The following is an 11,337-nucleotide window of genomic DNA, read 5'->3' as shown; positions in this document are numbered from 1 at the left end:
ATGGTAGCCACCGAACTTCAAGTACCTTCGGAAGCCGAGTTGCACGCCGCTCTGGTCGAGCGTGCCCGGGCGCTGGCGCCGGCGATCCGCGAGCGGTCCACCCGCACCGAGGATCTGCGGCGCGTGCCGTCCGAGTCGATCACCGAGATCATCGACGCCGGGCTGGGCGGCCGCATGCTCGCGCCGCGACGGTTCGGTGGTGACGAGTTGACGCTCGACACCATGTACGAGGTCGCTGTCGAGCTCGGCCGGGCCTGCGCGTCCACGGCCTGGTGTGCGGCGTTGCTGCCGCATGACGCACACATGGTCGGGTTCTTCCAGCAGGCCGCGCAGGAGGCGGTGTGGGCGGACGGTCCCGACACCTGTATCGCGGCATCGCTGGCGCCCGCGGCCACGGTGCGCAAGGTCGACGGAGGTTATCGGCTGACCGGCAGGCATGGCTTCGCCAGCGGGGTCGACCATTCCTCGTGGGTGATCGTCAGCGGGCTGATCAAGGAGAGTGATCGCGCGGCGAATCACCACTTCCTGATCGGGCCGGGTGAGTATTCGATCGACGACGACTGGTACGCGGCAGGCATGCGGGGGACCGGGAGCAAGACGATCGTCATCGACGATGTGTTCGTTCCGGATGAATTCGCGCTTGCCGCAGCCTCTCTGGTCGCCGGCGACGGTCCGGGCAGTGAAGTGAACCGAGGCCCGCTCTACCGGCAGCCCCTGGCGCTGCACGCCGGGTTGACGTTCCTGGGCCCGATGGTGGGCACCGCTCTCGATGCCTACGACCACTTTGTCGAGTGGGCGCGCGGTCGGAGCGCCACCGCGGCATCCGAAGTCGTGCAGGAAGCCATCGCCCGCACGGCGGCCGACCTGGAGCTGGCTCAGCTGGCCGTCGAGCGGGTGCTCGCGGATGCGCGGGTGTCCGGGCGCATGGAACTCGCGGACCGGGCCGCCACGCTGCGGGACTACGACCGAGTGGCCGAACTGCTGACCGACGCGGTCGATCGGTTGTTCAAACTCAGCGGAACCTCCGGCTTTCGGGACAGCAGTCCCATGCAGCAGAAGTGGCGCGACATCCACATGATGGCGAGCCACGTGTCGTTCACCCGGGCCAACTACCAGCACTACGGCCGCATGGTGCTCGGTCTGGAACGCGACCCCAAGCTAACCGTCTTCTGAGTCTTGCCCACAGCGCTCCCGAAGGATCATCCATGGCTGTAGTCACCCAATTGAGTTATGTGGTCGGGACGTCGAGTGACGTCCCGGCGTGGAAGAAGTACGCATCCGATGTGCTGGGAATGGAGGTGTCCGGCGACAGCGACGACAAGCTGCTGTACGTGCGCGCCGACGATCGCCATCACCGGATCGGGGTGCGAGCCGGTCACGACGAGGATGTCGCATACATCGGCTGGGACATGGCATCGAGGGAAGCGCTCGAATCGGCCGCCGCGCGTCTGGAGGAGGCCGGCGTACCCGTGACGGCGGGCAAGCCCGACGAGGCGGCCGACCGGCGCGTCATGGACTTCGTCCACTTCACCTGTCCGTACTCACAGGTGAGGATGGAACTCGTGCTGGGGCACGAGCGGGTGTTCCGGCCGCCGTTCCGGCCGACCAGGGACCTCGCGGGCTTCAACACCGGCGAACTGGGAATGGGCCACGTCGTGCTCTACACCGCCGACCTCTACGGCGCCGCCGAGTTCTACTGCCGGGTATTGGAGTTCGGGGTCACCGACTTCGCCCACCTGCCCAACTCCGATCCGTTCGCCGTGTTCCTGCACTGCAATTCCCGGCATCACTCGCTGGCGTTCATGAACATTCCCGGGGCACCGCGGCGCATTCAGCACGTGATGTTCGAGACGGTCACCATGGACGATGTCGGTCACAGCTACGACGTGTGTCTGGATCGGGGGATCACCAGTACGTCGACCGGCCGCCATCACAACGACCGGGTGTTCTCGTTCTACTTCCGTAACCCGTCCGGCTGGCATTTCGAATACGGCTGGGGTTCGCGGACTGTCGATCCGCAGACCTGGACACCCGAGAACTACACACTCAAACCAGGTTTCGCCTGGGGCCATGACGGATTGATGAGGATGGTGTGAGTACCACGATGGAATCCGCGACACAACCGTACATCGTCGGGCTCGGCGGAACACTGCGGCGCGGCTCGTCGACGGAGTCGGCACTGCGGATCGCCCTGGACGAGGCAAGGGCCGCCGGCGCGCGCACCGAGCTCTTCGGCGGGGACGACCTCGCGCGGCTGCCGATGTACGACCCGGAGTCGGAGAACGTCGACGAGGCGGTGCGGTTGGTCGAATCCCTGCGGCGTGCCGACGGGGTGATCATCGCCTCGCCCGGGTACCACGGGTCCGTCTCGGGGCTGGTCAAGAACGCGCTCGACTACATCGAGGACCTGCGCGAGGACGCGAGCCCGTACCTGTCCGGCCGGTCGGTCGGCTGCGTCACGACCGCATACGGTTGGCAGGCGGCGGTCACCACGCTGCAGACACTGCGCAGCATCGTGCATGCCCTGCGCGGCTGGCCGACTCCCCTTGGCGCGGCGATCAACTCGGCCACCACCCGTATCTCGTACGGGGAGGAGCCCGAGGACCGGGTGGGTTTCCAGTTGCGCACCGTCGGTCGTGAGGTGTGTATGCGGAGTCTCGCCGCGCCCTCGGTCACCAGCGGATTGGCCGCGACCACCGGCTGAGGTTCGCACTCGGCGGTTCCATCGTTGCGGCAGACACGGCGTCAGCACCACCGGGTGCTGTCTTGACTCAGGCGTGGCCGTCCGGCCGGCGCTCTGCAGGACACTCAACGAAGAGGAGACCCGATGGCGCTGTGTCATCGTGCTGTGCGGCCATGTTCGGCCCGTCCCAGAGTTTCATCGAAGAAAGTCATGGCGGCAGCGGTGCTGTGCCTCCTCGGGTGGTCCGCGAACCCCGCCCTGCCGATCGCGTACGCCGACGAAAGCCAGTACGAGGCGTTCTACACCCCACCGGACCCGCTGGGTGACGGCGCGCCCGGGCAGTTGATCCGTTCCGAACCTTCTCGCCTGGTGCTGGAGCCCTCCGGACAGCTCGGGGCCTACGTCGCGACCGGAACCCGGATCATGTACCGCAGCACCGACAATCGCAGCGGCCAGGTCGCGGTCACCGGTACCTACTTCGAACCGGACAACCCGTGGCCCGGCAGCGGCCCGCGCCCCCTGGTCGCATTCGCCACCGGCGTCTATGGAATCGGTGATCAGTGCGCTCCGTCGAGGTTGTTCAATCAGGGCATTCACTACGGTGGGGGATTGGACCTCACCTTCGGGTACGAGGAGATGTTCGTCGCGACGATGGTCGCGCGGGGATTCGCCGTCGTGGTCACCGACTATCAAGGGGTCGGCACACCAGGCGTCCCGCCGTCGTTCATGCGGCTCAATGCCGGTCACGCCCTCATCGACGCGGCCCGGGCGGCGTTCGCCCTGCCGGACACCTCACTCGAACCTGGTGGCCCGGTGGCGTTCTGGGGATACGGCCAAGGCGGGACCGCATCGGCGTCGGCGGTGGAACTGGCGCCACGGTATGCCCCCGAGCTCAAGGTCGTCGGAGCCTGGGCCGGTGCCCCCGCCGCCGACCTCGCCCTGGTACCACCGTTCGCCGACGGCAGCATCTTCGCCGGCGGGCTGGGCTATCTGCTCAACGGCGTCGGGGCGGCGTACCCCGAGCTGGTTCCCGGGCTGACCGGTGTGTTGACGGACAAGGGGGTGAACCTGCTGTCCCGGACCCAGAACGAATGCGTAGGCGAGACCGTGATGAGGTTCGGATTCCGGCACTACCAGCAGTATTTCACCGCCGACGTCGCCGAGCTGATCAACTCCGAGCCGTTGCGAACCGTGCTGAACGAGCAGCGGATCGGCACCCTGAAACCCACGGCACCGGTCTTCATCGATTCGAACCGGTTCGACCCGTTCATACCGTGGGGCGGCGCACGCCAGCTGGCGCTGGACTGGTGCGCGAAGGGCGCGGACGTCCAGTTCTGGACCAACGAGCAGCCGCCGTTCCTCAACAAGCTGGCGATCAACAACCTGCTGCCCTACTTCGTCGACGGAGAGCAGGGGATGCAGTGGCTTGCAGACCGATTCAACGGCCTACCGACCACGCCGAACTGCATGGCGATCCCGGCGTGACAGGCCGGCCGAGTAAGGAGATATCCCATCAGATGCCTGAACACAGTTCACCGATCGCAGGGGCGTTACTGGACGCCTACGACACCCGGATACCGGTCGATCCGCCGAGCGAGAGCGAGCCCGAACTCACCGTCGCGCGGGCATATGAGCTGCAGCTGCAGCAGGTCGACCACTGGGTCAGCCAGGGCAGGGTGATCAAAGGCCACAAGGTGGGCCTGACGTCGGCGGCGATGCAGCGTCAACTCGGCGTCGATCAGCCGGACTACGGCCACCTGTTCGGTGACATGTTTCATCTGGAGTCGATGCCGATCGATACCGCCGCCTTCATCAGCCCAAAAGTCGAACCGGAGATCGCGTTCGTCTTGGATCGGGATCTGTCTGGCCCCGGCGTCACGGTCGTGGATGCGCTGCGCGCAGTCGGGTACCTGTTGCCCGCATTGGAGATCATCGATTCCCGGATCCGCGACTGGCGAATCACGTTGCCGGACACCATTGCCGACAACGCCTCGTCGGGCGGTGTGGTACTGGGATCGAGGCCGGTTGCCCTGAGCGGCATCGACCTCCGGCTGACCGGCTGCGTGCTGTCCTCTGGCGGCCAGGCCGTCACCACCGGAGCAGGCGCCGCGGTGCTGGGTTCCCCGATCAACGCCCTCGTCTGGCTGGCGAACACCCTGGGGCCACTCGGCGTGACCCTGGCGGCGGGTTCGGTGATCCTGCCCGGTTCGCTGACCACCGCGGTGCCGGTCGCCGGAGGATCGACCGTCACCGCCTCGTTCAGCGGAATCGGCTCGGTAACCGCATGTTTCGCTGCTGACGGAGAAGGACGACAATGACCACTGCCGCGATCGTCGGCCCCGGAAACATCGGCGCCGACCTGCTGCTAAAACTCCAGCGGGCCGAGAACATCGACGTTCGGTACATGGTGGGGGTGGACCCGGCGTCCGACGGGCTCGCGCTGGCGCGAGAGCTCGGGGTCGAGGCCTCGGCCGGCGGAGTCGACTGGCTGCTCGGCCGGGACGAACTTCCCGATCTGGTGTTCGAGGCAACCTCGGCGGCCGCGCACATCGCCAACGCGCCGCGATATGCGGAAGCCGGGATCACGGCCATCGATCTGACCCCGGCGGCGGTGGGCCCGCTGCTGTGCCCGGTGGTCAACCTTGACCTCAACCTCGATGCCGAGAACGTCAACATGATCACCTGCGGGGGCCAGGCGACCATTCCGATGGTGCGCGCCGTTTCCAGGGTGGTCGACGTCCCGTACGCGGAGATCGTCGCCTCCATATCATCACGCTCGGCCGGACCGGGCACCCGGGCCAACATCGACGAGTTCACCGAGACCACGGCGGGTGCCCTGCAGAGCGTCGGAGGCGCCCGCCGCGGCAAGGCGATCATCATCCTCAACCCGGTGGAGCCGCCGTTGATCATGCGGGACACGGTGTTCTGTGCGATACCGCCGGACTCGGATCGCGACGCCATCACCGAATCGGTGCACCAGATGGTGGCAGCGGTGCAGCGGTACGTCCCCGGCTATCGGCTGGTTGCCGACCCTCAGTTCGAGGATCCGCAGGACGCCTGGCGCCAGAACATGCGGGTGTCGATCTTCCTCGAAGTCCGGGGCAACGGTGATTATCTGCCGCCATGGGCGGGCAATCTCGACATCATGACCGCAGCTGCCATGCGGGTTGGTGAACTCATTTCCGCTGCCCGTCAGGGTGATTCGAAGGTAGGAGCCCGATGAACGCACCGGTTCGGTTAACCGACACCACTCTTCGTGACGGCAGTCATGCGGTGAAGCATCAGTTCTCGGTGGCGCAGGTCCGGGCGGTGGCCGCAGGCCTGGACGCTGCCGGTGTCGAGGTCATCGAGGTCACCCACGGAGACGGGCTCGACGGCTCGTCGTTCAACTACGGCTTCAGCGGCACCGGTGAGCTCGAGTTGATCCGTGCCGCCGCCGAGACGGTGACCAGGGCCCGGATCGCGGTGCTGCTACTGCCGGGGCTGGGCACGGTGCGTCATCTCCGCGCAGCGTGTGACGCGGGCGCGTCGATCGCCCGCATCGCCACCCACTGCACCGAGGCGGATGTGTCCATTCAGCACTTCGGCGCCGCGCGCGAACTCGGCATGGAGACAGTCGGCTTCCTCATGCTCTCGCACCGCGCGTCGCCCGAACAGCTCGCGCGACAGGCGCGAATCATGGCAGATGCCGGGTGCCAGTGTGTGTACGTCGTGGACTCCGCGGGTGCCCTGATGCCCGACGAACTCGCGGACCGGGTCGCGGCGTTGGTCGCCGAACTCGGCGCCGACGCACAGGTGGGCGTGCACGCACACCAGAATCTTTCTCTGGGAGTGGCCAACTCGATCGCCGGATACCGTGCCGGAGCGCGGCAGATCGACGGAGCGCTGTGTGCGCTCGGTGCCGGTGCAGGCAATGCGCCCATCGAGATTCTGGTCACCGCATTCGAGAGGATGAACGTGCCGACCGGGGTCGACGCGGACGCCATCCTCGCGGTCGCGGAGGAGATCGCGCGACCGATGATCCCGAGGCTGCCTGTGTGCGACCGGAATTCGATCGTCCAGGGCCGGTACGGCGTGTACAACTCGTTTCTGTTCCATGCTGAGCGTGCGGCCGAACAGTACGGCATTCCCGCCCACGCGATTCTCAGCAGGGTCGGCCAGCTCGGCTATGTGGGAGGACAGGAAGACATGATCATCGACGTGGCGTTGTCGCTTGCCGCGGCTCGTCCGGAGGAGGTGCTGACGTGACCAGCGCAACGCAGTGGAGTGTCTCGACGGCCGCGAGCGTGTTGCTCGATGCGGAGACCAGCCGGGCCGACCGCGGCCCGATCACCGCCGACTGGCCGGGTCTCGACCTGAGCACGGCCTACGACGTGCAGGCCGAGTTGATCGCCCGCAAGGTGGCGGCCGGGCAACACATCGTCGGGGTGAAACTGGGTCTCACCTCACGGGCGAAACAGCTACGGATGGGGGTGGATTCGCCGCTGACCGCCTGGTTGACCGATGCGATGAGCCTGCCGATCGGAGTGCCGCTGGACACCTCCGAGCTGATCCACCCCCGGGTCGAACCCGAGATCGTCTTCGTCCTCGGCAGGGAGCTGAGCGGACCGGGGATCACCGCCGCCCAGGCGATGGAATCGGTCGATGCGGTGTATGCGGGGCTTGAGGTGATCGACAGCAGGTACACCGATTTCAAGTTCACCCTGCCCGATGTCGTCGCCGACAACGCGTCATCGGCTCGGTTCGTCATCGGTGGGCTCAAACGACGGCCGGCCGAGCTCGATCTGGCTCTGGAAGCGTGTGTGCTGCAGGTCGACGGGGCGGTGGTGGACACCGCCACCGGAGCAGCCGTCGAGGGGCATCCGGCCGAAGCCCTCGCGTTGGCCGCCAATGCGCTGGGCCGCCGTGGCGTCGTGCTGCGGGCCGGCTGGACGGTGCTGACCGGTGGGCTGACGGATGCGGTGTTCATCCGGCCCGGCCAACAGGTGAGCGCCGAGTTCACCCACCTCGGCACCGTCACGCTCGGCGCGGAGTAGTCCGGAGCGCCGGTCCTGGGCGGGCCCGCACCCGCTCAGGACCGGCTTTGTCGCGCTTCAGAATCCGGGTGGGCGCCGAAAACCACCGAGCACCTCGGACAGACACCGGACGAATCGGATGGCGGTGCGGTCGTGCAGGTACGGGGCGATCACCTGAATGCCGATCGGGAGATTATCGCGGGTCGCGCCGATCGGAGCGACCGCGGCCGGCAGATGGTTGAGCGACGCCGGCGCCACCCAGGTGAGCATCTCCCGGTACGGTCGTTGCTCACCGTCGACCTGAAGGGTCCGGACCGACCACCCGGGATCCGGACGTTGATCGTGCGGGAAGGCGGCGGTCGGGCTCACCGGGCAGAGCAGCACGTCGAAGTCGTCGAAGAACTCGGCCCAGCGACGGCGTGACTGCTGGCGACGCTCGTCGAGCCCATGCCAATCGCGGAAGCGAACCGTTATCTGCGAGGCGAATCCGGTTTCCGCCCCGTCTGCTCGTTCTGCCGTGGCGAGCTCGACGAGTGCTGCGTAGGACTCGTCCGGTTCGATCAACCCGCTTTGGGCCATGAGCAGTGGCCGGTAGAGCGCCATCGTTTCCTCAAGGCCGACCGGCCCTTTGCGCTCCTCCACCACCGTGCCCGCGGACCGCACCGCCGTCAGCACTGACTCCATGGCGGTGACCAGCTCGCGGTCGACCGGACAGAAGGAGTCGTCGAGCCACGCCGCGACACGGAACTCGCGGAGGTGTTGTGCCCTCGAGGGCGGCAGGTCCAGCCGCCAGGCCGCCCTGTTGTCACGGTCCGGTCCGGCGAGGACGTCGAGGCCCAGGTCCAGATCGTCGGCGTGCCTGCCCAGCGGACCGAGCACGGCCATGTCGAACTCCGCCAGCGAGCCAGGGGAGTGGCCGGATACGCTTCCGTGCCGCGGGACGACCCCGTACGACGGGCGCAGTCCGTACACCCCGCAGAAGTGGGCGGGCACCCGGATCGAGCCCGCTGTGTCGCCGCCGAGTTCAAGCCCGGTCAGGCCGGCGGCAACCGCGGCCGCCGAACCGCCCGATGAACCACCCGGACCGCGAGTTGTGTCCCACGGGTTGTTCGTCGTCCCGTATACCTCGTTGTAGGTCTGCCAGTCCCGGGCGTCCGCAGGCAGATTGGACTTGCCGAACACGATCGCGCCGGCCTGCTTGAGCCTGGTGACGGCCTCGGCGTCGGTTGTCGAAATGTGATGTCCCCAGCGGTGCGAACCACCGGTGGTTCGCATGCCGGCGACTTCGAGACTGTCCTTGATCGTCACGGGGACGCCGTGCAGCGGCCCGAGCGCTTCGCCACGGGAGACTGCGCGGTCTGCCTCTCGCGCCGCTGCCCTCGCGTTCTCCTCGTCGCGCGCGACGATCGCGTTGACCCGCGGATCGAACTGCTCCAGGCGCGTGAGGTAGCAATCGAGAAGCTCGACGCTCGACACCTCCTGTGCCGCGATGGCAGTCGCGAGTTCACCCGCTGAGCGGAATGCCAGATCATTCATGCGAACCTCCCGGAAACCTCGATGCCGGCGTCGAACCGCCGGCCGGACAACGGTTCAGAATCTCCGGCAGTCGATCCTGATCGCCAGCTCGGCGTTCCGGCAGGCGGTCCGGCCGAGCGGATAGTGCTCAGAAACAAGCTGTTTCACTCCTGGGCGATCGGGCGGTTGCTCCGAAACACCCCATCGGGATCGCGGTCGCGTTTGACCGCGCGCAGCCGCGCGAGTGTGCCTGCGTCGAATACGTCGGCGACATTCTGTTGCGGGGCAAGGAAGTTGAACGGGACTTTGGCGGTGTTCACCGCTGCCAATGTGTCGAGGAACGCATTGGTGCGAGCCATCAAGGCCGCTTCGCTTCCCGGATCCGGTTGCATGCCAAGGAAACTTACGAGGTAGGGCGCGGTGACCGGCCCGGAGGGAATGCCCGACGAACGTTGCAGCGCGCCGCCGAGGTGGCGGATCTGGACGGTGATCAGCGGTTCGATCGACTGCGTGAGCAGGGCCTCGATGAACTGGTCGGTCAAGCCGTTGACGAGGGTGGCTACTTGGCGCGATGGTGCGGGTTTCGTGGGTTCGTCGGTGATTCTCCCGAGTTCGGAAACCGGCAATATCCGCCGCGTGTCGGAGAGCATCCCGTCGATGCGGGCGAACGGCTGCAGCAGAGCGGTCGCCGCCTCGGCCTTTCCGAGGTAGGTGGTGTCGATGCGAACCAGTGCGGGCGCGCCGGGGAACCGGGTGAAACTGCACCAGGCGGTCAGTTCTTCGGGAGCTGTCGCGGTGACCTCGCGGAAAGCGGAGATGACGGCCGCTGCCCGGTCGGCCGGCCAGGTCATGGTGCCGCCGTACAGGGTCGGCGCCGGTTTCAGGGCGAATTCGACCGAGGTGACGAATGCGTAGTCACCGCCACCGCCGCGCAGGGCCCAGAACAGGTCGGTCTCGCTGGTGGCCGTCGCGGTCACGCGGTCGCCGTCGGCGGTGATGGCCTCGAATGCGGTGACGCTGTCCGCTGCCCAGCCATACTTGCGGCTGAACCAGCTCAGGCCGCCGCCGAGAAGGTACCCGGTGACGCCCACGATCGGCGCGCTGCCCGCGACCCCGGTCAGCCCCGCCGGGCTGGCGAGGGCCTGGACGTCAGCCCATGAGACGCCTGCTCCGACCCGCGCGGTGCCGGTCGACGGGTCAACTCGGGTCTCGTTCAGCGCCGCGGTCCGGACCAGGATCGTGCCATCCATCTCGTTCGAGGCGCCGTGTCCGTTGGGCTGCACGGCAATCGGCACACCGGCATTGCGCGCGAAGCGGATCAGGGCCGCCGCGTCGTCGGTGTCGGCAACGTCCACCACGGCGCGTACCGACTGGTCGACCGCCAGGTTCCACGGCGCCCGGGCGGCGTCGAAGCCCGGGTCGCCGCTCAACAGGACACGGCCACGCACCGCCGAGCGGAGCCCGTCCAGGCCCTCCGGCTGTTTTCCGGAGCATCCCACCGACACGGCGGCGATCGCCAGCCCGCCACCGATCAAGAAGTTCCGCCGACCGAACGTCGCGCGCGCCGTTGTCATTTCGTCAGTTTCAATTCGTACTTTTCATCGGGGGTCGCGACACCGGATACGGTCAGCTCGCCCCTCGCGTCGGCGTACTCGCCGGTTCCGCCGGTAATCGCCATGGTGAACGGCGCAAGGGTGTGCGGGGTCAGGCTGCGCGCGAAAATCTGACCTTCATCGAGCTGAATGGTCAGTTCGCAATAGGTCATCGGCTTTTCCGGTGTCACATTGGTGAAAAAGCACGCGCCGCCGTCGTATCCGACCTGCTTGCCGTTCACCGAGAGAATGTCGGAAAAGATGTCCATGTCGCCGACGTCCATGCCGGGCTTACCGAAGTCGTGCTTGGCCACATGGTCGTTCTTCACCTCAAGGGTGAGGGTGATCGGCTCTGGTTTGGCCTGGCTGTCGGGCGCGTCGATGACCAGCCAGGTGCCGATGGCCGCCGCCGCTACACCTATGACGGCGACACTTCCGATAATGGTTGCTTTCGTCCGTCCCGTCATATGTGCCTCCCAGAAAAAAGGAAATTGTCAGATGTGCTCTCGTGCACTCGATTAACAATGCTTCA

General features: G+C 66.9%; 11 protein-coding genes. 8 read left to right on the top strand and 3 right to left on the bottom strand.

The window, feature by feature from the left end:
- From BN2156_RS13495 to BN2156_RS13460, 8 genes are all read left to right on the top strand, one after another.
- A complete protein-coding gene (locus BN2156_RS13495) occupies window positions 1-1,173 on the top strand; it encodes an acyl-CoA dehydrogenase family protein (protein ID WP_090514549.1) in 1,173 nt (390 codons plus the stop codon).
- Between the two features lie 32 nt (window positions 1,174-1,205).
- Window positions 1,206-2,096, top strand: coding sequence for a VOC family protein (locus BN2156_RS13490; RefSeq protein ID WP_054601592.1), 891 nt, complete (start codon window positions 1,206-1,208; stop codon window positions 2,094-2,096).
- A gap of 8 nt (window positions 2,097-2,104) precedes the next feature.
- On the top strand, window positions 2,105-2,704 hold the full coding sequence (locus tag BN2156_RS13485; RefSeq protein ID WP_003882306.1) for an NADPH-dependent FMN reductase: 600 nt from the start codon (window positions 2,105-2,107) through the stop codon (window positions 2,702-2,704).
- 189 nt (window positions 2,705-2,893) lie between these two features.
- The gene (locus BN2156_RS13480; RefSeq protein ID WP_090514546.1) at window positions 2,894-4,168 is read left to right on the top strand and encodes a lipase family protein; all 1,275 of its coding nucleotides are present in this window, start codon (window positions 2,894-2,896) and stop codon (window positions 4,166-4,168) included.
- A gap of 32 nt (window positions 4,169-4,200) precedes the next feature.
- Entirely contained in the window at window positions 4,201-5,001 is an 801-nt protein-coding gene (locus BN2156_RS13475) for a 2-keto-4-pentenoate hydratase (RefSeq protein ID WP_090514543.1), read from the top strand.
- Window positions 4,998-5,906 (top strand): acetaldehyde dehydrogenase (acetylating), encoded by a 909-nt coding sequence (locus BN2156_RS13470; protein WP_054601595.1) that lies wholly within the window; start codon window positions 4,998-5,000, stop codon window positions 5,904-5,906. The genes BN2156_RS13475 and BN2156_RS13470 overlap by 4 nt, the downstream gene beginning before the upstream one ends.
- Window positions 5,903-6,931, top strand: coding sequence for a 4-hydroxy-2-oxovalerate aldolase (gene dmpG / locus BN2156_RS13465; protein WP_090514540.1), 1,029 nt, complete (start codon window positions 5,903-5,905; stop codon window positions 6,929-6,931). Before BN2156_RS13470 ends, dmpG begins: the two co-directional genes overlap by 4 nt.
- Window positions 6,928-7,719: a 2-keto-4-pentenoate hydratase gene (locus tag BN2156_RS13460; protein ID WP_090514537.1), complete on the top strand. Its 792-nt coding sequence runs from the start codon at window positions 6,928-6,930 to the stop codon at window positions 7,717-7,719. The genes dmpG and BN2156_RS13460 overlap by 4 nt, the downstream gene beginning before the upstream one ends.
- Before the next feature lie 57 nt (window positions 7,720-7,776).
- Here BN2156_RS13460 and BN2156_RS13455 read toward each other — a convergent pair whose 3' ends face one another.
- The 3 genes from BN2156_RS13455 to BN2156_RS13445 all read right to left on the bottom strand — a co-directional run bounded on the left by BN2156_RS13455 (window position 7,777) and on the right by BN2156_RS13445 (window position 11,272).
- Entirely contained in the window at window positions 7,777-9,234 is a 1,458-nt protein-coding gene (locus BN2156_RS13455; protein ID WP_090514534.1) for an amidase, read from the bottom strand.
- 143 nt (window positions 9,235-9,377) lie between these two features.
- Entirely contained in the window at window positions 9,378-10,787 is a 1,410-nt protein-coding gene (locus BN2156_RS13450; protein WP_090514531.1) for an FAD-binding oxidoreductase, read from the bottom strand.
- Window positions 10,784-11,272, bottom strand: a complete 489-nt coding sequence (locus tag BN2156_RS13445) for an allene oxide cyclase barrel-like domain-containing protein (protein ID WP_066903863.1) — start codon at window positions 11,270-11,272, stop codon at window positions 10,784-10,786. The genes BN2156_RS13450 and BN2156_RS13445 overlap by 4 nt, the downstream gene beginning before the upstream one ends.
- Window positions 11,273-11,337 lie beyond the last annotated feature (65 nt).

The sequence above is a fragment of the Mycolicibacterium neworleansense genome (genome assembly GCF_001245615.1).
Lineage (GTDB): Bacteria > Actinomycetota > Actinomycetes > Mycobacteriales > Mycobacteriaceae > Mycobacterium > Mycobacterium neworleansense.
The sequence above is the reverse complement of the archived record's forward strand: the minus strand, read 5'-3'. Positions and strand labels throughout refer to the sequence as shown.